We start from the raw sequence: 20,428 nt of genomic DNA, 5'->3' as shown, positions 1-20,428 counted from the left end.
ACGGGTAAGGCTTCAGGGCGGTTCGCAGTGAGGTCGGCGTAGACGTCGCGTCCGTCGATGACGAGACACTCTCCGCCGGAGGTGCTCTTTCGGGCGCAGACGACCAAGAGCAGGGCGGGTGGGTCGATGACGCCGGATCGGGCGGTGTGTGGTGGCAGCGCGCCGGAGCCGAAGCCTTCGAAGCCGATGCGGCGGCCGAGGCCGGACCGGTTTTCGAGAGCGGTCACCCCGTCGTCGGCGCTGTCGCGGTGCGGGCGCCCCCCCCCCCCCCCCCCCCCCCCCGCGCGGGGGGGGGGGCGGGGGGCGGCGGGGTCGTTGCCGGGTCAGTCCAGGCAGCCGTGGGTCTGGAGGTCGGCGTATACGTCGTCGGAGACGGTGAGGGCCGTGCCGGGCCGCACGCCGGCCAGTACGCTCACGCCTACGTTGTTCTCGAGTGAGCACCCCAGGAGATCGGTGGTGACGGTGATGGTCTCGTCCGCGTGGGCTACTCCGGAACCCAGTACGGCCGCGCCGGTCAGTGCGAGGGCGGCGGCGCCGGTCTTGACGAATCGCATGGAATATCCTCCTCAATTCGTGATCGGACGCGGCGGATGTCGGTCGTTTGTCCAGGTAAAGCGGGTTTTCGGCCGACGTTCGCCGCGATTGCGCGCCCAAGAGTAGAGGGTGCCGTGCGGGGCTTCCGCAGCGGCCCGGCGCTGATCGCTCAGCGCAGGTCGCGGGCGAGGCGGGTCGCTCCGACCGCCATGTAGCTGCCGGTGAGGGCGACCAGGGGTACCGCCGCCGAGCGGGCGACGTCGCCGCGGGCGAGGTGCCCCGCGCCGTGGGTGGTGTCCATGATGTCCACCATGAGGGCGATGCGCTGCCAGCGTCGCCGCTCCGCCGCAGGCGCGGTCAGGTAGCCGAGGCCCAGTGCCACCGCTCGGGCACCGAAAATCCTTGTGAGGTAGACGGATTCGGGGGAGAGTCGGATGCCGAGTGCGCGGCCGAGCTGCCGGGGCGCCAGCAGGGACGCCGCACCCAGCACGATCCGGCCGGCCGCCAGTCCCCGCAGCGCCGCGGCCAGGGTGCGATCGGCGCGCGATTCCTGAGTCGATGTCATGGTTCGAGCATGCTCGCCGCGGCGCGCCGAGGCGATTACCCGTGAGGTAAGACCGGACATATTTCAATCAATGATTGAAACAATGATTGAACATGTGCTTGACTGGCGGGCATGAGCGAGAAGGTCTCGGCGGTGGGCACCCGCGAGCGGCTGCTGGCCGCGGCGGAGCGGCTCCTGCTGACCGAGCGTTACGACGACGTCTCCGTGCGCGCCATCTGCGCTGCGGCACAGGCGAATCCGGCCGCGGTGCACTACCACTTCGGGTCGAAGGAGACGCTGGTGACGGCGCTGCTGGAGGACCGGCTGGGACCCCTGTGGTCGGATCGGATGTCGGCGCTGGCCGCGGCGGGCGCACCGGTTCCGGACCTGGTGGAGGCGGTGCTCGCGCCGTTCCTCGAGCTGTCCGCCGATCCGGTGGGCCGCCTGCACCTGAGGTTGCTGGCCCAGTTCGTGCTCGGGCGGCACGGCGGCGAGTGGCGGCAGCCGTGGTTCCGGATCGACGCGTGGGCCGGTCTGCTGCCCGGCCTGCCCGCCGCGGACGGCGGCCGCCGCTGGATGCTGGCGTTCGAAATGATCATCATGCGGTTCGGTGGCGCGCACGAACGCCCGCCGTCACCGCGATCGGTGGCCGCACTGCGCGATTTCGTGATCGCCGGGCTGACCGCACCCGCGGGCGGCGACCGATGACCGACATCTTCACCCCCGCCCGGCTCGGCCCGATCACGGTGCGCAACAGGGTGATCAAGGCGGCCACCTTCGAGGCCCGCACTCCCGACGCGCTGGTCACCGACGACCTGATCGAATTCCACCGGGAGGTCGCGGCGGGCGGCGTCGGCATGACCACCGTCGCCTACTGCGCGGTCGCGCCGGGCGGCCGCACCGATCGCCATCAGCTGTGGATGCGACCGGAAGCCGTTGCGGGACTGCGGAAGCTGACCGATCGGGTGCACGCCGAGGGCGCGGCGGTGAGCGCCCAGATCGGGCACGCCGGGCCGGTCGCCAACGCCGCCTCCAACCGCGCGCCCGCACTCGCGCCGAGCCGGCTGTTCAGCCCGCTCGGCATGCGCCCCATGCACGTTCCCGATGAGACCGAGATCCGGGAGCTGATCGCCGCGCACGCCGAGGCGGCCCGGCTGGCCGAGCAGGCCGGATTCGACGCGGTGGAAATCCATTTCGGCCACAACTATCTGGTGAGCTCGTTCCTGAGCCCGCTGCTGAACCGGCGCCGCGACCGTTACGGCGGGTCGACGGCCGCCCGCGCCCGGCTGGCCCGCCAAATCGCCTGTGCGGTAAGGGAAGCCGTCGGCGACCGACTGGCGGTGACGGCGAAACTGAACATGGCCGACGGTGTTCACGGCGGGCTCACCGTCCCCGAGTCGCTCCAGGTCGCGAGCTGGCTGGAGGCCGACGGCGCGCTGGACGCGCTGGAACTCACGGCCGGCAGTTCGCTGCTGAACCCGATGCTGCTGTTCCACGGCGACGCGCCGCGGCGGGAGTTCGCACGGGCCCTGCCCACTCCGGCGCGCTGGGGTATGCGAGCGGTCGGGCGGGTATTCCTGAAGGAGTACCCGTACCGCGATACCTACCTGCTGGATTGGGCCCGCCAGTTCCGCCGCGAGCTGTCGATGCCGCTGATCCTGCTGGGCGGCATCACGGATCTGGACGGCATGAAGACCGCGCGGACGGAGGGCTTCGACTTCGTGGCGATGGGCCGGGCACTGCTGCGCGAACCGAATCTGTTGCACCGCATCCGATCCGACGCGACCACCCGCTCGGCCTGCATCCACTGCAACCGGTGCATGCCGACGATCTACGACCGCACCCGCTGCGTCTACCGGCCGGATCGCACGGTACCGCTGCCGTCACTGTCCGGGGACAGCGTCGAGGGAGAGCACACATGACGGGACGATTGTCCGGACGCGTCGCGCTGATCAGCGGTGCGGCCTCGGGGATGGGCGCCGCGCACGCCCGCGCCTTCGTCGACGAGGGCGCTCGCGTGGTGCTCGGCGACATCGCGGCGGAGGCGGGCAAGCAGCTCGCCGACGAACTCGGCGAGCGCGCGGTGTTCGTGCCGCTGGACGTCACTCGTTCGGGCGACTGGGACGTCGCGGTGGCCGCCGCGGTGGCCGGGTTCGGCAAGCTCGACGTGCTGGTCAACAATGCCGGGTTGCTCGACGGCGGGGCGCTGGGCGACTTCACCGAGGAGCGGTGGCAGCGCATTCTGGCGGTCAACCTCACCGGGCCGTTCCTCGGCCTGACCGCGGCCCGCGACGCACTGGTCGCGGCCGCTCCGGCGGCGGTGGTGAACATCTCCTCGGCCGCGGGTATGCAGGGGGTGGCGGGCATGCACGGCTACACGGCGTCGAAGTTCGGGCTGCGCGGGCTGACCAAGTCGGCCGCGCTGGAACTCGCGCCCTTCGGCGTCCGGGTCAACTCGGTGCACCCGGGCGGCATCGCCACGCCGATGATCGGAGCCCAGCCGGGCACGGTCGCCATCGACCGCACGGCGAACACCTTGACTAGACTGGGCGCGCCCGAGGAGATTTCCTCCCTGGTGGTGTACCTGGCAAGCACGGAGTCCAGCTACTGCACGGGCGCGGAGTTCGTCGCCGACGGCGGCATGACCGCCGGATCCACCCTGGGCTGATGGCGCGCCGGTGCGGGCCAGGCTGGTTGACGCGAATCTGGTGCAGGCAAGGCGGCCTGGGGCGAATGCCGCTGTGGTCCAGGTGGGCTGGCGCGAACGCCGGGCCGGGCCAGGCCCGGCTGATGCTGGCGCCGAGACCGGTTAGGCCGGGTCGTTCTCGGGCTGCGCCGGCGCGGGGTGCCGCGCGTGTCCCGGTGGCTCGTCCGCACCCGGCGGTTCCGGGAGGGCCAGGGTGAGGACGGCTAGCCCGAAGGCCACCACCGCGATCGCCGACAGCATGGTGATGCTGCCGTTCAAGGTGTGCGCGCGGAAGAACACGGTGCTCAGCACGGCCAGGCCGACCGCGTTGCCGATCTGCTCGATGGTCGGCAGCGCGCCGGAGGCCTCGGCCATGCGCTCGACGTCCAGCCGGGCCAGCATGATCGGCTGCAGTAGGGCGGCGAAGGCCCCGACACCGAAACCGGAGACGAATACCGGGATCACCGCCAGCGCCAGGCTCACCGCGCCGTCGGTCACCCACAGATAACCCGCGGCGATGGCCACGCAGCCGCCGAACACGGCGATGCCCGCCGCGAGCACCCGCACCCCCCACCGCTTCACGAACAGCGGCGAAAGCAGCGCTCCCGCACCGGCGCCCAGCGCGAACGGCGTCATCGCGACACCGGTGCGCAGCGGTGTCCAGTGCAGCACGTCCTGCAACATGATGGAGGCGGCGAACACGAACGCGGTGAACAACCCGAAGAAGATCGTCACCAGCACCGAGCCCACCCGAAAACCGCGGTCCGCGAACAGGTCCAGCCGCACCAGCGGGCCGTCACCGCGCCGCGATCGCCGCCGCTGCTGCGCGATGAACAAGGCCGCGACCACGAGCGCGACGGCGATCATCGCGAAATGCCCGGGGCGCCAGCCGTTCTGCTGCACGTCGGCCAGCGCCGACAGCAGCAGGAGCAGGCTGAGGGTCGACACTATCGCGCCGGTCAGGTCCAGGCCCTCGCGCTCGGGCGCCGGGCCGAGGTGCAGGAACCGGTGGGCCAGTACGAATGCCAGCACCCCGAGCGGCAGGTTCATCAGGAAGATCGCGTGCCATCCCGAACCGCCGATGTTCATCGTGATGAGCACGCCGCCGACGATCGGGCCGAGCATGCCCGCGAATCCGGCCGTCGCGCCGTAGAGCGCGAAGACCTGCTGATGGCGTTCGCGGGGGAAGCTGGCGGTCAGGATGGCGATGGTCTGCGCCGCCATGCCCGCGCCGGTGATGCCCTGGGCGACCCGGGCGACGATCAATCCCGTAGCGCTGGTGGACATTCCGCACCACAGCGAGGCGGCGGTGAATCCGACCACCGACACCAGGAACAGCCTGCGGCGGCCCACCAGCGCGCCGATGCGGGCCGCGGTGAGCAGCGTGCACGCGAAGGCCAGCGAGTATCCCGCCACCACCAGCAACTGCGCCGACTGCGAGGCCCGCAGATCGCGGCTGATGTCCGGCAGTGCGGTATTCACGATGGTCACGTCGATCATCTGCATGAACACCGAGATCAGGCAGCCGGCGAAGGCGAGCCAGGCGGCCAACTCGCCGCTGGGCCTGGTGGTGGTATCGGCCTCGGTCACGACCATGCCTCCGATTCCGGACAGTCGAACAAGTCATTTCCCGAGTGGGACTGTGGCAGAGGCGAATCTGCCTGTCGCCCTTTACACGCGAAGATTCCCGGATCACACAGCAGGCGCGGGCGGCGGTTGTGAGCCGGACCAACGCGTTGTGACACCTACCGACTCGGCGGGGCGGGTGTGTCGTCGCGGGTGAGCGCCGATTCGAACATCGGCCAGGAGTTGTGCAGGTCGTCCTGCCAGTAGCCCCACGAGTGGGTGCCGTTGTCGCGGAAGTCGAAGGTGGCGGGAACCTTCAACTGCCGCAGGCGTTCCTGCAGCTGGTGGGTGCAGACGTTGGTGACCACTTCCAGGGGCGCGCCGAAGAACAGCTGGTACATCAGTTGCATCGCGTCGCCGTGGGCGCCGGGAAGATTGTCGCGGGGACCGGGCAGGCCGTTGCCGGTGGAGACGTAGATGGAGGTGCCGCGTAATCGGTCCGCGTTCAGGTACGGGTCGTTGGCGGCCCACGCGGGGTCGCTGGGCGGACCCCACATATTGGCGGCATTGCCGCGCTGGCCGGTGACGACCGCCTGCACCATGGCCTGTCCCTGCGGGTCGCTGGTGCGCACACAGCCGCTGTAGGAACCGATCGCGCGATACAGCTCCGGAGCGCCGATGGCGAGCTGGAACACCGAGGTACCGGCCATGGAGATGCCCGCGATGGCATTGGCGCCGCTGCCGCGGAACGCGGCGTCGATGATCGGCGGCAGTTCCTGGGTGAGGAAGGTGGACCAGCGCTGGCGGCCCAGCACCGGGTCGGCGGCGCGCCAGTCGGTGAAGTAGCTGCCCGCGCCGCCGAACGGGATCACGACATTGACCTGCTTGTCGCGGAAGAACTGGACCAAGTCGGTGGTCTCCAGCCAGTTGCCGTCCGAACCGCCGTTGGCGCCGTTGAGCAGATAGAACGTCGGCGCCGGGCGGTCGGGATCGGCGGCCCGCAGCACGGTCAGCCGGGTCACGGTGTTCATCGCGGCGGAATGCACGCCGACATCGAGCACGCGCTCGGAGATGTGCCGGATATCGGCGATGCGCGTGCCGTCCTCGGCGGTCAGCGGTGCGCCCGCGGCGGGCTCGGCCGCGGCGATGCCGCCGACGGCGAATCCATTGACACTCAAGGCCGTAACGAGCACGGTGGCCGCCGTGAGCAGGCCCCGCGACAGCCGCTCGGACATCATCGCACTCCGATCTGGACGCCGTGACACGCCGCCGCTGCGCGAACGGCAGGGTGCCCCCCGAACCCATGTCGAGTCAACAGCATGCCGACCGGGTTGACCAGGGGCCGCGACCGATATTGTGGCGCTTCCCAGACCCTTCGCTGTGCGAATTGCCCCGATTCCCAAAGGGTGCCGCACGCGCGGCACTGATCAGAGGACGAAGACGCGTTCCGAGGGCGGTAGCCGGTCGAGGGCGGCTGAGATCCTCGCGCACAGCCGCGTGGGGCGGTCGATGTCGGTGGCGGACTTGCCGCTGGTGAGGATCGCCCCGGCGAGCGCGCGTTCGGGATCGGCCCAGCCGTATTGCGTGGTGAGCCCGCTGCGGCCGAAGTGCGAGCGGGTGTGGGCGCCGAATTTCGATCTGCGCCCGCCCAATTCGAACCCGGCGCGGCTCACCCGCCCGGCCACGCCCGGCAGCCACGCGGCCGGACGCACCGCCTGCCGCAGGGTGTCGGGCTCGATGATCCGGACCCCGTCGAGTTCGCCGCCGCGCGTGAGGATCTCGTAGAACCTCGACAGTTCCGCGGCGGTGGTGACGAGATTGCCCGAGGGCAGCTCGGCGGTGAGGAAGGCGCGATTGTCGGCCTCGGACACCGGTCCGCTCAGCCCGCCGCCGAGTGCCTTGTGCGCCAGGAACTTCCACACCTTCGACGGTGGCGGCCCGGTCCGCACGCTGGGGACGACCAGATCGACGTCGTCGGGCCCGACTCCGAAGTTGGTCCAGCGGAAATCCAGCGGATCGAGCACCCGCTCGGCCAGGTGCTCGCGCATCGAGCGGCCGGTGGCGCGACGCACCAGCAGCCGCTGGATCAGTCCGCCGGTCATCGCGTGGTAGACGCGGAAGCGGCCCGGGCGCCAGCTGGGCACCAGATCGGCCAGCGCCCGCGCGGCCAGGTCCTCGTCAAGCACCAGTTCCGCGCCGCGGTAGGGCGGAGTGATGAACGGCACCCCGGCCGAATGCGACAGCACGTGGCCGATGGTGATGGAGGACTTGCCGTTGGCGGCGAACTCGGGAATGTATCGGCAGACCGGGTCGTCGAGTGCGAAGACGCCCTGTTCGAGCAGCATGAACATCAGCGTCGCGGAGACGCCCTTGGCGGTGGAGAAGCCGCAGAACGGCATGTCCGGCGTCACCGGGACGCGCTCCGCGTCCGGCTCGTCCTGGGGCGCGTTGCCGCGGGAATGGCCGATCGCCCGGTTGAGCACGATCTTGCCGTTGCGACGCAGGCACACCTGGATCGCGGGCGTGGTCCCGAGCCGGTACCAGTCCACGACTTCGGCCCAGAGGGATTCGACGGCGGCGCGGGTGACCCCGGCGTCGGCGGGATCGTCCTCGGGCCCGGTCGTCGTCACCGAGTCCACGTCGGCGGGAACGGTCACCATCGCGTTGGTCATTGCAGCCAGCATAGCCACGGGCCGCGCGGCGGGTCCGCGGGTCGGCGCCCGCCGTGGTGCCCGCGGCCGGAATCCGTTGGCGGGCAATAGGATCTCGCTGAGCGGAACCGGTGGACGCGGCGCCCGGCCCGGTTAGCGTCGCGGCATGAGCAGTGTGCCCGGAGCGCGCCGGACGTTGAAGACCGTGACGGGGGTGAGCGGGTCGCCGGAGGTGTACGCCGCCGCCATCGATCCGGGGCGATCGACGCTCGCGGACGCGGTCGAGGTGGCGCGGCTGGCCGAGGCCCACAAGATCGACGCGCTGTTCGCGGCGGACCTGCTCAGCTTCGGCGCGCAGGGCGCGATCGGCGCGCAGGAACCGCTGATCGTGCTGTCCGTGCTCAGCGCGGTGACCTCGCACGTCGGGCTCATCGCGACCGTGACCACGACCTTCCACCACCCGTTCAACCTGGCCAGGCTGTTCGGGACACTCGATCACGTCAGCAACGGGCGCGCGGCCTGGAACGCGGTCACCTCGTCGGTGGGGGAGGAGAACTACGGCGCCGGGGACCTGCCGAGCCCGGAGGAGCGTTATGCGCGCGCCGCGGAGTCGATCGCGGTCGTCAACGCCCTGTTCGACAGCTGGCGGCCCGGTGCGCTGAGCCCGGACGGCCACGGTGGGGCGGTGCTCGACGCGGGGCGGGTGCGGCCGATCGATCACGCGGGGCGCTACTTCACCGTGCGCGGTCCGCTGAATATTCCGGCGCTGCCGCAGCGGCGGCCGGTGCAGTTCCAGGCCGGGCAGTCCGAGGCCGGGATCGAACTCGGCGCCCGGTTCGCCGAGGTGGTGTTCACCTCGCTGCCCACGCTGGAGGACGCGGTGACCTATGCGAAACGCATCCGGGCCCGCGCCACGGAACTGGGCCGGGCGGACGGTCTGCCGCTGATCATGAGTTCGCTGCACGCGACCTACGGCGCGACCGAGGCCGAGGTGCGCCGCGCGGTGCGCGAACAACGGGAGGCCACCGATTTCGAGGCGGGGCGCGCGCGGCTGGCCGATATGCTCGGCGGCGGCGTCGACCTCGCCGAGCTACCGCTGGACCGGCCGATTCCCGAGCATGTGCTGCCGGATGTCCGCACGATCAACCGCCGCCGCGGCCGCGTCGAGATCTTCAGCCGCTTCGCCCGGCAGGGAAAGACGTTGCGGGAGTTGATCCTCGCCGCGAAGGACACCGGACACTGGGCGGTGGCGGGAACGCCGGAGCAGATCGCCGACGCGGTGCAGGAGCGCTACACCGCCGGTGTCCTCGACGTCCTCACTCTCGGCGGCCTGGACCAGCCGCGCTCGCGCGAATTCGTCCTCGACGGCCTGCTCCCGGAACTCCGCCGCCGCCGCATCGTCGGCGCCGACTACGTGGGTGACACCTTCCGCGACAACCTGGAACTCCCGCCACTCCCGTCCCACGATTTGCCCTGAGGTACACCCGACTGAACTGGAGGGTACAACGGGGCGGATATGCTGCTGGAATGGCAGCGGGACAGGCGGCGGGTGCGGCGTCGCGCGGGCGGATCGACAAGCGGCAGGCGATTCTGGCCGCCGCATTTCAGGTCTTCGCGCGCAAGGGGTTCGAGCAGGCCTGTGTGCAGGACATCGCGGCGGCGGCCGGAGTAGCGAAGCCGACGGTGTACAACCACCTCACCGACAAGCACAGCCTGCTGCGCGAGTCGATCACCGTGGTCGCGGACGAGGTGGGGGCGGAGTGCGTCGCCGTGCTCGATCGCCTGCGCAGTCCCGGCGCCGATATCGGCGCGCTGCTCGAGGACGTCGCGTACCGGCTGGTGCGCATCTGCAACGACGATCGGTCGCGAGCCCTGCGCCGGCTCGCCTACGGACAGGCCGCCGTCCACCCGGAACTGGTCGAACTCGCCCGGGAGCGCACCGGCCTGCGCACGGTCGACGCTCTGTCCGACCGCCTGGCCCGCCTGACCCTCTCCGGTCACGTGCGCACCGAGGATCCGGCGACCGCCGCCGAACAGTTCCTCGCGCTGCTGACCGCCCCGGTGGAGAACCGCTCCCGAATGGGCACCCACACCGTCCGTATCGCCGAACTCCGCGCCATCGCCACCGCCGCGGTCCGCACCTTCCTCGCCGCCTACGGCCCCCGATAGGGGGTTATGCAACTACGGCCAACAGGGTCGTTGCGGAGATGGTGAGTTCGTGGTCGCCTTCAAACTGGATGCGCTGCCGAGCCTGGTCGACGGTGAGGCCGCGGCTGCCCAGCCGCCAGACCGTGTCCGCGTCCATTCGCACGACCGCTGCCGGAGCCTCGGAGATCGCCGCGGTCAGGTCCCATGCGGTGCCGTCGCTGATGACGGCCCATCGCCCGCCGGCCGTGCCGGTGACCTCGATCAGCACCGCGGTGCCGGGCGGCCGGGGACGGTCGCGCAGGGCGGCGGGCAGGGCGTGCAGGAACGCGACCACCACCGGCCGCAGCAGGTCCGCGTCGTCGGCGCCGGGGCGGCATACCGCGTCGCGGATCTGCTGCTGATGGACCCAGAACTCGGTGTAATCGCGGGCGATGTCGAGCCAGGCCGGGCTGGTGTCACCGCCCGCCCACGACACGTTCAGGTCCGCGGGGCCCGCGAGATCGGTTGCCGCCCAGACCTCGTCGAGCTGCGGACCCAGATGGGCCAGCAGGTCGGTCATCGTCCGCGGGCTGCACTGCCGCAGCGCCGCGACGAACTGGTCGTTGGTGCGAGCGAGGTAGGCGGGCAGCGTCTCGCCGTCGGCGAAGACGGCGCCGGCATGCCCGTCGCGGCTGCCGGACAGGCGGCGCAGGTAGTCGTTGAGGATATGCGCGGTGATATCCCGCACCGCCCAGCCCGGGCACACAGTCGGCTTCGCCCAGTCGGCCGGTTCGAGCGATTCGAGCAGGCTGATCAGTTCGCGCCGTTCCCGCGGGAACAGCGGCCGCGTGTCGAGGGGGATCATGCCTGCCAGTGAACCGCCGACGGGCGGTGCGGGGCGAGTGGTTTTCGACCGGTGTCAGGACTCGAGGGCGGGCTCGAAGACCGACCAGGAGTCGTGCAGGTCGTTCTGCCAGTAACCCCACGAGTGGGTGCCGACCGGGCGCAGATTGAAGGTGGCGGCGATCCCGAGCCCGCCGAGGCGGTCGCGCAGGGTCAGCGCGCAGCGGTTGGTGATGGCCTCCAGGACGCCGCCGCTGACCAGCTGGCCGATGAGTTTGCCGGAGCTGCCGTGGATTCCGGGGCCGTCGAGGGTGTCGAGCGGTCCGGGAAAGCCCGTTCCGGTGGACACGTAGATCGCGGTGCCGCGCAGGCGTTCGGCGTGCAGGAACGGATCGTTGGCCGCCCAGGTGGGATCGTTCGGCGGACCCCACAGGTTGGCGGGATTGCCGCGCCAGCGCAGCACGACCGCGTCGACGAACGCCTGCCCCTGCAGATCACTGGTCTGCACGCAGCCGCTGTAGGAGCCGACCGCGCGATACAGACCCGGTGCGGCGAGCGCGAGCTGGAACACCGAGGTGCCGGCCATCGAGATGCCCGCGACGGCGTTGGCGCCGGAACCGCGGAAGGCCGAGTCGATGATCGGCGGCAGCTCGCCGGTGAGGAAGGTGGTCCACCGCTGCCGCCCGAGCACCGGGTCGTCGGAGCGCCAATCGGCGAAGTAGCTGCCGTTGCCGCCCATCGGCACCACCAGCGTGACCTGCTTGTCGCGGAAGAATTCGGTGATGTCGGTCTGCTCGGTCCAGCTGCTGGAGTCCGCGCCGCCGCTGGCCCCGTTGAGTAGGTACAGCACCGGCGCCGGGCGCGAAACATCCGGCGCCGGACGGACTTTCACCGTCAGATCGGTGGTCATGGCCGCCGAGTGCACGCGCAGGTCCAGCATGCCGTCGGCGCTCTCGGTGGCCGCGACGAGGCGCGAGCCGTCGGGCGCCGGGAGTGCGGCGGCCGTGAGCGCCGGGATGTCGAGCGGGTCCGGCTCGTCCGCGGCGGCGGGCGTCAGCGGCGCCAGACCGGCGACGATCAGCGGCGCGAGCAGCAGCCTGAGGCCCGCCCGAGTCCGTCCGGTGGACCGTCTGCCACGACTTCTCACCGCGCCTCCCATTACTTCCGTGCGAGCGTGTTCGATGCCACCGTAGAACCGGATATTCGACCCCTACAAGCGGTTACGCGCCGAATTGGGACGACCGGTCGGGCGGCTCGCCCGATCCTGGGGAAGCTCACAAGATTCCGAACGGACGGTGGTGATACCCGCCCACCTGCCGTTAACTCGTCACCACGTTACCGGCGGGTTACACGGCCGGTGCGTCGAGTTCTCTTGCGCCACAAGAATCGAGGTATCCGTGGTCAATTTCGGTTTCTTCGACGATTGGCATCCGGAGCCGGGCAGGCTCACCAGCTGGACGGCATCGCCCAGGTCACGGGCTTCAGTGCGGCGGGCGCCGGTGCACCGGACCGGGCCGTCGTATCAGCAGGAAGCGTATCTGCAAGCCGCGCACCGCAATTCCGGTGCGGGGTTCCGCGTATCCCGGTTGTGCATGATCGCATTCGATATCCCCGGCGCGCCGGTCCAGGCGGCGATGACGCGGACGGTGAATGCCTTTCTGCGGCGGCACGATACATTCTCCAGCTGGTTCGCCCTCGATTCCGACGGGCGTTTCGTGCGCCATGTGGCCGACGCCGACGATATCGAATTCGAGGCCACCGATCACGGCGAATTCACCGACAGCGCGGCCATTCGCGCGCACGTGCAGGCCGATACGCCGGGGCCCGAGGACTGGGACTGCTTCAGTTTCGGCATCATCGAACGCGACCAGTCGTTCACCGTCTACGCGGCCGTGGACCACCTGCACACCGACGGGGTGGCGCAGGCGCTGTCGTGCGTGGATCTGCTCACGCTGTACGGGCGCGAACTGTCCGGCGGCCAGGTTCCGATCGCCGAGGTCGACGGGCATATCGCCCACTGTGCCCGGGAACGAGAGCGCAACGGCCGGTTGACCGCGGATTCGCCGCAGGTGCGCCGCTGGGTGGAGTTGTTGCAGCGCAACGACGGTGACGTGCCGTCGTTTCCGCTGGAACTCGGCGGTGGCGGCGGATACAGCACCGGCGCGGTGGTGACCGTGCCGCTGATGAGCGAGACCGACGCGCTCCGATTCGAGCAGGCGTGTGTGGATCACGGTGGCCGGTTCCACGGCGGGCTGTTCGTGGCGCTGGCGATCGCCCAGCTCGAATTGACCGGCAAGGACTGGTATTTCGGGTTCAGTCCGGCCAATACCCGCGGTACGCCGGGGGAGGCCGGTTCGATCGGCTGGTATACCAACCTGATTCCGGTCACCCTGGCCATCCGGCCCGACGACACCTTCACCACGCTGGTCGGCCCGGCGCAGGAGTCCGCCGAGCGCGCGAAGGATCTGCTCGACGTGTCACTGCACCGGGTGCTGGAGTTGGTCACGCCCGACCTCGGTATCCGCACCCGGCCGGGCTGGGCGGCCCCCATGCTGTCCTACGTCGATGTCCGCAAGATCGCGGGCGCGGAGATGTTCGACCAGATCAACGGCGGTCTCTTCGGCAACAATTCCTCCGCCGGCGAGGTGTACACGTGGGTGAACCGCTTCCACGATCAGACCAAGCTCAGCGTGCTGTTCCCGGACACGCCGCAGGCCCACGAGTCGATCGACCGGTACGTGAAGACGGTGACCTCGGTCATCACCGCGGTCGCCGCCGAGGGGGACTACGGCATCCGCGCCGATCCGCGCTCATGAGACGGCGGCATGGCGGCGGACCGCCGCGTCCGCCGGGGAGCGTCCGGGCCGGAACCCGTTCGGGCCACCGCGTCCGGGCACGGGTGGTGCCGGGTGTCAGCTGGAGGAGCCGTTGACGGCGACGTCCGGGAACGCGCACGCCGAGACCGCCGATCGATCCGGCGCTCTCGGCATCGGCCCTTCGGAAGCCCTGCCGCCGTTGGCGTTTCGCCCGATCCTCGCGATCGCAGGCGTGGCCGCGGCGGTGCTGTTCGCGCGCGCCGACCGGTACGACTACTTCGGCGATGAGCTGTACTTCCTGGCGGCAGGACGGCGCTTGGCCTTCGGGTACGTCGACCAGGGACCCCTTATACCGCTGCTGGCGCGGTGCGCCGACGCCCTCGTGCCGGATTCGCTTGTCGTGCTGCGGTTCCCGGCAATCCTGGCGACGGTCGTCGCGATCGTCGTGGCCGCCGCGACGGCGCGGGAGTTCGGCGGTGGCCGCGCGGCGCAGGTGACGGCCGCGCTCGGCTACGCGACCTGTCCGTTCCTGGTGACGCAGGCGGCGACCCTGTCGACCTTCGCGCTGGACACCACCCTCACCGCGACGCTGGTGTGGCTGCTGGTGCGCTGGAACCGGATTCGCGATGATCGGCTGCTGCTCGCCGCCGCGGTGGTGGCCGCGGTCGACATACAGGTCAAGCTGCTGTTGCCGGCGCTGCTGCTCGGACTCGGTCTGGGGATCGCGCTGTGCGGGCCGCGCGAGTTGCTGCGCCGCCGCGCGCTGTGGCTGGGCGCGCTCCTGGTCGCCGGGTCGACGCTGCCGGGAGTGCTCTGGCAGGCGCGGCACGGCTGGCCGCAGGTCGCGATGGGCGCGGTGATCCGGGCCGAGCAGCAGGCCGCGACCGGCGGCGTCCCCGGACTGCCGCTGCAACTGGTCCTGCTCGTCGGGTTGCTCGGCGGGATCCTCGCCGCGGCGGGACTGTGGGCGTGGGGCCGGGCGGCGACGATCTCTCGTGCGTTGTACAGCCACCGGTTCGTCGCCGTGGCCGTACTGTGCCAGCTGCTGTTCCTGGTGGCCACCGGCACCCGGCCCTACTATCTGGCGGGTCTGTTTCCGGTGCTGTTCGCGGCCGGTGCGGTATGGCTTTTCGACCGCGAGATCCGCTGGGTGCCCGCGGCGGCTATGGTGTCGGCCGTACTCTCGGCCGCGATCGTCGGCACGGTGCTCATCCTCCTGCCGCGACCGGCCGGAGAGCTGCGGCAGCCGACCGATACGCAGAGCCAGCTGTCGGCCCGCCTGCGACTGTTCGGCACCAGCGGCTGGGACCGCTTGGCCGCCACTGTGCGCGACGCCTATCGCGAACTGCCGCCGGACGAGCGAGCGCGCACCGTGATCGTCACGCACACCTATTGGCAGGCAAGCGCTCTCGACCACACGGACCTGCCCGCGGTGTACAGCCCCGACCGCGGCTTCGCCTACTTCGGGACGCCGCCCGAAACCGCCACGACCGTCCTGTATGTCGCCCCGGCGGCCGCCGAAACCACTCTGCGCCGGACGTTCTCCGGCGTCCGCCCGGTGGCTCGCCTGGACGACCGGCTCGGGTTCCCCGGCATCGACCGCAAGCTCACCGTCTGGCGCTGCGACCGGCCCGCCCGGTCCTGGGCCGAGACCTGGCCGGTTCTGACCACCAACGTGCTCGACGCGGGCATCTGACGCGCACAAGGAGATTCGATGTCGCTCACGGCCGACACCACGGGCATCACCTGGTTCCGGGGTGAATGGTCGCTCCCGGAACTGACCGAATACAAAGGGAGCCGGACGATTTCGGTCGTCGTCCCGGCGCTGAACGAGCAGGAGACGGTCGGCGGCGTGCTCGCCACGATTCGCGGTCTGGTGGGTACGCTGGTCGACGAGCTCATCGTGGTCGACTCCGGTTCCACCGATGCCACCATCGACCGCGCCCGCGCGGCCGGCGCCACCGCCGTCTACACCCGCGAGCAGGCTCTGCCCTCGCTGCCGCCGCGCCCCGGCAAGGGCGAGGTGCTGTGGCGGTCGCTGGCCGTCGCGACCGGTGACATCATCGTCTTCATCGACTCCGACCTGCGCGACCCCGACCCGCGTTTCGTCCCCGCGCTGGTGGCCCCCTTGCTGCTCGACGACGGGCTGCGGTTGGTGAAGGGCTGCTACCGCAGGCCGCTGGGGCACGACCCGTCCGGCGACGCCGACGGCGGGGGCCGGGTCACGCAGCTGGTAGCCCGGCCGCTGCTGACCGCGCTCGCCCCCGACCTCGCCGACCTCGTGCAACCGCTCGGCGGCGAATACGCCGCGACCCGCGAACTGCTGACCGCCGTGCCGTTCGCGCCCGGGTACGGCGTCGAGATCGGCCTGCTGCTCGACACCTGGCGCCGCCACGGCGCGTCCGCCATCGGGCAGGTGGACCTCGGCACCCGGGTGCACCGCAACCGCCCCACCCACGAACTCGCCGTGATGAGCCGCCAGATCGTGGCGACCATGCTGGACCGGCTCGGCATCGGCGACTCCGGCACGGGACTGACCCAGTACCGGCCCGACGGCGCGGGGTGGCGGCGGCACACCACCACGGTGTCGCTCGAGGACCGCCCCGCCATGGCGGACCTGCTCGCCTACGACTGCTCCCTGCTCAACCCGTGACCGTCCCGCCGCGCGATCACCGTCAACGAAGGACTCACCGTGACCGGACACCACGCGCGCGTCGCACCGATGCGGCGCACGCTGCTCGCGGCGCTGCTGCTGGCCGTCGCGCAGCTCGCCGATCCTACTGTGGCACAAGCACAACCGCCGGTGACGATGTCGGCCGACGGCTCCCGCCTCGACCGCATCCAGGCGCACCCCGGCCGCTACCTCGACCTGTACGTGTACTCGGCCGCGATGAACGTCGTCGTCCGCTCCCGCGTGCTGCGCGCCCCGGACGAGCAGACGCCCGCGCCGACGCTGTACCTGCTCAACGGCGCCAACGGCGGAGTGGACGGCAGCTGGTACGACGAGACCGACGTCGCCGAGTTCTTCGGTGACAAACAGGTCAACGTCGTCATCCCGATCGGCGGCGCGGGCAGCTACTTCGCCGACTGGCGATCCGACGACCCGATTCTCGGCCGCCAGCGCTGGGCGACGTTCCTCACCGCGGAGCTGCCGCCGATCGTGGACGCGGCCCTGAACGGCAACGGCGCCAACGCGATCGCCGGACTGTCGATGGCGGGCACCTCGGTGTTCCAGCTCGCGCTGAGCGCGCCGGGCCTGTACCGGGCGATCGGGTCCTACAGCGGCTGCATCCAGACCAGCAACCCCGGCGGGCAGGCCATGGTGGCCGCCGTGGTGGCGCGCCAGCGCGGCAATGTCGCCAACCTGTGGGGCCCGCCGTCGGATCCGGCGTGGGCCGCCCACGACCCCTACGTGCACGCCGACCGGTTGCGCGGGACAGCGATCTACGTGGCCACGGGCACCGGCGTCCCCGGCGCTCTGGACACCCCCGAGGGCACCCGCGGCGACCTGCTGCAGCTCACCTGGCAGCTGATGTTCGGCGCGCCGCTCGAGGCGATCGCGAACGTGTGCACCTACCAGTTGCGGGACCGGTTGCGGGAGTTGGACATTCCGGCCACCTTCGACTTCCGTCCGACCGGCACGCATTCGTGGGGTTACTGGCAGCAGGACCTGCACAACTCCTGGCCGATGTTCGAGGCCGCACTGGCCCGCCGGGTGCGTTAGGTGTCATCGCGGTCCCGGCACCGGATTGTGGACCGTCATCATCGACGCCGCAGCACATTTCGGGCATCGCCGCGGTGTCGTAGCCTGGCCGACCGACAGTAGGGACGCGTCGGATCGGAGGAGCGCGATGGTCGGCGACGCCTTCGGTGTCAGCTCACGGTACTGGGAACCGCCGTCGGAACGGACCGCCGAGCTGCTGCGGGCGGCGGTGGAGATGGTGCTGGACCATCCCGAGCTGATGTACGAGGCGATGGACGACGCCTCGCTGGCCGCCGCCAGTCCGGCCATCGCCGCCGAACCGGCGCTCGCCGAGGCGGTCCGCGCCTGCGTGCGCGCGAATCTCACGCACTGGTGCCTGGCGAATCTCGCCTCCCCGGGAATGCCCGTAGCGCCGAATCTCGCCGCGGAGAACATCGAGATCGCCCGCTCGGTGGTGCGGCACGGTTTCGACGAAATGCTGGTCACGAATTTCCATGCCGGGCAGAACGCGGCCATCCGGAAATGGACGCAGCTGGCGTTCTTCGTGAGCCCGGATCCGTACGAGGTGCGGGAATTGCTCGACGTTGTCATGGGTTCGATATTCGCTTTCATCGACGACACCCTGGCCGGTGTGTTCGAGCTGATCCAGCGCGAGCGCCGGGAACTGGCCGACGTCGACCACACCGAGCGGATGGAGACGCTGAACCTGGTGCTCGGCGGGGCGCCGATCAGCGCGGGCCGGGCCGGGGCACGGCTGCGGTACGAACTGGACCGGCCGCATCTGGCGGCCATCGTGTGGAGCGACACCTATCCGGCCGCCCCCGAGCCGCTCGAACAGGTGGTGAACGCGCTCGCGCAGGCCGCGGGATCGGTGCGGCCGCTCACCCTGGTGCCCAGCCCGTCCACGCTGTGGGTGTGGCTGCCGACGGCGGAGGTGCCGCCGCTGGCCGAGGTGCGGCCCGCGATGACCGCTCCCGGGGTGCGCATGGCGGTCGGCTCGGTCGGCACGGGGATGGCGGGATTCCGGCGCGCCCACCTGGATGCCGTTGCGGCCCAACGACTCATGCGCCGCCTGCCCTCGGGCGCGCGGCTGGCGACCTACGACGAGGTCGAGGTGGTCGCGCTGGCGACCGGCGGCGACGAGGAGCGCGCCCGCGAGTTCGTCGCCCGCACGCTGGGCAATCTGATGTCCGCCGATCCCGAACTGCGCGAGACGGTGCGCGTCTATCTGCACGAGGGCTCGAACACCACCCGGACCGCGCGGGCGCTGTTCACCCACCGCAACACGATCGTGCACCGGCTCGACCGCGTCCGCGCCCTGCTGCCGTACCCGCTCGAACAGCGTCCGCTGCACATCGCGATGGCACTGGAGATCGTCCGTGTCCTGGGGCCCGCGGACGGGCACTGACCCGCCGCGCGGCCGTCCCGCCGCGGCGCACCGGCAACAATGCACAACGTTCCGGCGCAGCGATGTGCACTTCGACCTGTTCCCGCCGCGCGGTTCGGGCTAGAGTTTCTCCCTGGCGAATTACGCCGTGCAATTGTGTGCCCTCGCAGCGTCGAACGGGGAATGTCATGACCATCCATCGATGGCCGGTTGGGGAAGTGCTACAGCGAAATTCGGCGGGTAATAGTGAATTCTCCCAATCGGGGGTCCGGTTGTGACTGTAACCGACGGTATCGCGAATCCGGGAATTTCCGCCGAGGGGCACGGCGTCCCGAATTATCCGGCGCTGTCCCGCAAGGTCGTGGACGGCCTGGACCTGTCCGCGGTCGCGGACGGGGCGCGCTCGGACCCGGGTGTGCGCGGTGATCTGCTCACGGTGGTCCGCTGCTGTATGGAAGCCATCGTGACGGCGGCCGCCGCGGACGAGCGGGTGCCCGATCGCACGGCGACCCGGCTGGAGACGATCGCGGCTCGCTGGGCGGATCGGGATCTACCGGTCGAGACGATCCAGCACGCGGTGCACGCCGCCGCCGAGGCCGTGACCGAATCGGTGGTCGGCGCCCGTGCCCGGCCCGACGGGGCGGCCCGCCTGTACGGCGCGGGCGTGGTGCTGATCGAGGCGCTGCGGACCTTGTCGACCGCGGTCGCGCGCGGCTATGCCCACGAGGTACGGGCGATGACCGGCGAGCGGCGGGTCGCCTCCCAGACGCTGGTGTCGGCGCTGCTGACCGGCCGCGTCGATTCGATCATGGTGCGCCGCAACGAGGTCGAGCTGGCCGAGACCTACCTGGTGGTGGCCGTGGCGCTGGGTGCGCACCCCGACGAGCACGATCCGCGTCTGGACGGCGGCGTGGTGGCGCGCCGCAAACTGCGCCGGGTGCAGGCCGAGCTGGCCCGGGAACCCGGACCGCGCGTGCTGGCGCTGCTGAGCGTCGACGGGGGCACGGCGCTGGTCCCGGCGTCCGCCGACGCCGAGGCGGCCGACGAGCGGCTCGCCGCATTGATCGACCGGCTGGCGCGCGCCGCGGAGGCGCCGGTGACGGCGGCGTTCGTGTCGTCGCCGAACGATCGGATCCCGCGGGCCGCCGATCGCGCGCACCAACTCCTGGACCTGGCACTGCGGTTGGATCGCGGGCCGGGCCTGTACCGCTTCCGGGATCTGGCGTGCGAATACCAACTGGTGCAACCGGGTCCGGCCAACCGCCACCTGCGGTCGCTGCTCGACCCGCTGCAGGACGAACCCGAACTGGTCGACACCGTCGACGCCTTCTTCGCGTCCCAGTGCAAACGCGAGTCCGCGGCCCGGCGGCTGGGCATCTCGGTGAGCGCCGTGCGCCGTCGCCTCGACCGGATCGCGACGCTCACGGGCCTGAATCCGGACGCCCCGACCGACCTGTGGTATCTGCGGGCGAGTTTCGTCGCGCGCATGTTCGAGCCGGGGCAGGTCGGCAGCGTGCTGTGAACTGTCGGGGGCCGCTCGCGGGGACACTGGTAGTCACCACAAAGGCGGT

At 70.8% G+C, this 20,428-nt stretch carries 19 protein-coding genes; 11 read left to right on the top strand and 8 right to left on the bottom strand.

What is annotated here, in order from left to right:
* The 3 genes from QH470_RS18470 to QH470_RS18460 form a co-directional block, all read right to left on the bottom strand.
* Window positions 1–227 (bottom strand): hypothetical protein (locus tag QH470_RS18470; RefSeq protein ID WP_280273628.1); only part of this gene is annotated, 227 nt, incomplete at its 3' end.
* A gap of 96 nt (window positions 228–323) precedes the next feature.
* Entirely contained in the window at window positions 324–554 is a 231-nt protein-coding gene (locus QH470_RS18465; protein WP_280273627.1) for a hypothetical protein, read from the bottom strand.
* Between the two features lie 149 nt (window positions 555–703).
* A complete protein-coding gene (locus tag QH470_RS18460; RefSeq protein ID WP_280273626.1) occupies window positions 704–1,099 on the bottom strand; it encodes a hypothetical protein in 396 nt (131 codons plus the stop codon).
* A 111-nt stretch (window positions 1,100–1,210) separates the two neighbouring features.
* Between QH470_RS18460 and QH470_RS18455 the strand changes: the two genes are divergently transcribed.
* Genes QH470_RS18455 through QH470_RS18445 form a run of 3 tightly spaced genes read left to right on the top strand, consistent with a single transcriptional unit; the run spans window position 1,211 to window position 3,746 of the window.
* Entirely contained in the window at window positions 1,211–1,786 is a 576-nt protein-coding gene (locus tag QH470_RS18455) for a TetR/AcrR family transcriptional regulator (RefSeq protein WP_280273625.1), read from the top strand.
* Window positions 1,783–3,000 (top strand): NADH:flavin oxidoreductase, encoded by a 1,218-nt coding sequence (locus tag QH470_RS18450; RefSeq protein ID WP_280273624.1) that lies wholly within the window; start codon window positions 1,783–1,785, stop codon window positions 2,998–3,000. The genes QH470_RS18455 and QH470_RS18450 overlap by 4 nt, the downstream gene beginning before the upstream one ends.
* The gene (locus QH470_RS18445) at window positions 2,997–3,746 is read left to right on the top strand and encodes an SDR family oxidoreductase (protein WP_280273623.1); all 750 of its coding nucleotides are present in this window, start codon (window positions 2,997–2,999) and stop codon (window positions 3,744–3,746) included. The genes QH470_RS18450 and QH470_RS18445 overlap by 4 nt, the downstream gene beginning before the upstream one ends.
* A gap of 141 nt (window positions 3,747–3,887) precedes the next feature.
* Here the strand turns inward: QH470_RS18445 and QH470_RS18440 are convergent, their stop codons facing one another.
* The 3 genes from QH470_RS18440 to QH470_RS18430 form a co-directional block, all read right to left on the bottom strand.
* Window positions 3,888–5,360, bottom strand: coding sequence for an MFS transporter (locus QH470_RS18440; protein ID WP_425302697.1), 1,473 nt, complete (start codon window positions 5,358–5,360; stop codon window positions 3,888–3,890).
* 149 nt (window positions 5,361–5,509) lie between these two features.
* On the bottom strand, window positions 5,510–6,565 hold the full coding sequence (locus QH470_RS18435; protein WP_425302699.1) for an alpha/beta hydrolase: 1,056 nt from the start codon (window positions 6,563–6,565) through the stop codon (window positions 5,510–5,512).
* Window positions 6,566–6,757: 192 nt separating this feature from the next.
* Entirely contained in the window at window positions 6,758–8,002 is a 1,245-nt protein-coding gene (locus QH470_RS18430) for a serine hydrolase domain-containing protein (protein ID WP_280273620.1), read from the bottom strand.
* 145 nt (window positions 8,003–8,147) lie between these two features.
* On the opposite strand from QH470_RS18430, the gene QH470_RS18425 reads away from it, so the two are divergent.
* Together QH470_RS18425 and QH470_RS18420 are read left to right on the top strand one after the other, a co-directional pair.
* Entirely contained in the window at window positions 8,148–9,458 is a 1,311-nt protein-coding gene (locus QH470_RS18425; protein ID WP_280273619.1) for an NtaA/DmoA family FMN-dependent monooxygenase, read from the top strand.
* A 50-nt stretch (window positions 9,459–9,508) separates the two neighbouring features.
* A complete protein-coding gene (locus tag QH470_RS18420; protein WP_280273618.1) occupies window positions 9,509–10,150 on the top strand; it encodes a TetR/AcrR family transcriptional regulator in 642 nt (213 codons plus the stop codon).
* 4 nt (window positions 10,151–10,154) lie between these two features.
* On the opposite strand, the gene QH470_RS18415 is transcribed toward QH470_RS18420, so the two are convergent.
* Both QH470_RS18415 and QH470_RS18410 read right to left on the bottom strand, forming a co-directional pair.
* The gene (locus QH470_RS18415; protein ID WP_280273617.1) at window positions 10,155–10,973 is read right to left on the bottom strand and encodes a maleylpyruvate isomerase family mycothiol-dependent enzyme; all 819 of its coding nucleotides are present in this window, start codon (window positions 10,971–10,973) and stop codon (window positions 10,155–10,157) included.
* 54 nt (window positions 10,974–11,027) lie between these two features.
* Window positions 11,028–12,098: an alpha/beta hydrolase gene (locus QH470_RS18410; RefSeq protein ID WP_280273616.1), complete on the bottom strand. Its 1,071-nt coding sequence runs from the start codon at window positions 12,096–12,098 to the stop codon at window positions 11,028–11,030.
* Window positions 12,099–12,348: 250 nt separating this feature from the next.
* Between QH470_RS18410 and QH470_RS18405 the strand changes: the two genes are divergently transcribed.
* The 6 genes from QH470_RS18405 (at window position 12,349) to QH470_RS18380 (ending at window position 20,379) form a co-directional block, all read left to right on the top strand.
* Window positions 12,349–13,767: a condensation domain-containing protein gene (locus QH470_RS18405; protein WP_280273615.1), complete on the top strand. Its 1,419-nt coding sequence runs from the start codon at window positions 12,349–12,351 to the stop codon at window positions 13,765–13,767.
* Between the two features lie 112 nt (window positions 13,768–13,879).
* Entirely contained in the window at window positions 13,880–15,463 is a 1,584-nt protein-coding gene (locus tag QH470_RS18400) for a glycosyltransferase family 39 protein (protein WP_280273614.1), read from the top strand.
* An 18-nt stretch (window positions 15,464–15,481) separates the two neighbouring features.
* Window positions 15,482–16,420 (top strand): glucosyl-3-phosphoglycerate synthase, encoded by a 939-nt coding sequence (locus tag QH470_RS18395; protein ID WP_280273613.1) that lies wholly within the window; start codon window positions 15,482–15,484, stop codon window positions 16,418–16,420.
* Between the two features lie 69 nt (window positions 16,421–16,489).
* On the top strand, window positions 16,490–17,491 hold the full coding sequence (locus tag QH470_RS18390; protein WP_400183058.1) for an alpha/beta hydrolase: 1,002 nt from the start codon (window positions 16,490–16,492) through the stop codon (window positions 17,489–17,491).
* 127 nt (window positions 17,492–17,618) lie between these two features.
* Window positions 17,619–18,878, top strand: a complete 1,260-nt coding sequence (locus QH470_RS18385; protein ID WP_280273612.1) for a PucR family transcriptional regulator — start codon at window positions 17,619–17,621, stop codon at window positions 18,876–18,878.
* Window positions 18,879–19,131: 253 nt separating this feature from the next.
* Entirely contained in the window at window positions 19,132–20,379 is a 1,248-nt protein-coding gene (locus tag QH470_RS18380; RefSeq protein ID WP_280273611.1) for a PucR family transcriptional regulator, read from the top strand.
* The last annotated feature ends 49 nt before the right edge of the window (window positions 20,380–20,428 follow it).

The sequence above is a fragment of the Nocardia wallacei genome (genome assembly GCF_029868745.1).
Classification (GTDB): Bacteria; Actinomycetota; Actinomycetes; order Mycobacteriales; family Mycobacteriaceae; genus Nocardia; species Nocardia wallacei_B.
Note: the sequence above shows the minus strand (reverse complement) of the source record. Positions and strands in the feature narration are given on the sequence as shown.

Excerpts from the sequence above, each read along its gene's own strand:
- QH470_RS18395 (WP_280273613.1), top strand. The coding sequence starts at position 15,482 with ATGTCGCTCACGGCCGACACCACGGGCATCACCTGGTTCCGGGGTGAA.
- QH470_RS18450 (WP_280273624.1), top strand. The coding sequence starts at position 1,783 with ATGACCGACATCTTCACCCCCGCCCGGCTCGGCCCGATCACGGTGCGC.
- QH470_RS18430 (WP_280273620.1), bottom strand. The coding sequence starts at position 8,002 with ATGACCAACGCGATGGTGACCGTTCCCGCCGACGTGGACTCGGTGACG.
- QH470_RS18420 (WP_280273618.1), top strand. The coding sequence starts at position 9,509 with ATGGCAGCGGGACAGGCGGCGGGTGCGGCGTCGCGCGGGCGGATCGAC.
- QH470_RS18415 (WP_280273617.1), bottom strand. The coding sequence starts at position 10,973 with ATGATCCCCCTCGACACGCGGCCGCTGTTCCCGCGGGAACGGCGCGAA.
- QH470_RS18455 (WP_280273625.1), top strand. The coding sequence starts at position 1,211 with ATGAGCGAGAAGGTCTCGGCGGTGGGCACCCGCGAGCGGCTGCTGGCC.
- QH470_RS18445 (WP_280273623.1), top strand. The coding sequence starts at position 2,997 with ATGACGGGACGATTGTCCGGACGCGTCGCGCTGATCAGCGGTGCGGCC.
- QH470_RS18385 (WP_280273612.1), top strand. The coding sequence starts at position 17,619 with ATGGTCGGCGACGCCTTCGGTGTCAGCTCACGGTACTGGGAACCGCCG.
- QH470_RS18390 (WP_400183058.1), top strand. The coding sequence starts at position 16,490 with ATGCGGCGCACGCTGCTCGCGGCGCTGCTGCTGGCCGTCGCGCAGCTC.
- QH470_RS18425 (WP_280273619.1), top strand. The coding sequence starts at position 8,148 with ATGAGCAGTGTGCCCGGAGCGCGCCGGACGTTGAAGACCGTGACGGGG.
- QH470_RS18465 (WP_280273627.1), bottom strand. The coding sequence starts at position 554 with ATGCGATTCGTCAAGACCGGCGCCGCCGCCCTCGCACTGACCGGCGCG.
- QH470_RS18460 (WP_280273626.1), bottom strand. The coding sequence starts at position 1,099 with ATGACATCGACTCAGGAATCGCGCGCCGATCGCACCCTGGCCGCGGCG.
- QH470_RS18440 (WP_425302697.1), bottom strand. The coding sequence starts at position 5,360 with ATGGTCGTGACCGAGGCCGATACCACCACCAGGCCCAGCGGCGAGTTG.
- QH470_RS18435 (WP_425302699.1), bottom strand. The coding sequence starts at position 6,565 with ATGTCCGAGCGGCTGTCGCGGGGCCTGCTCACGGCGGCCACCGTGCTC.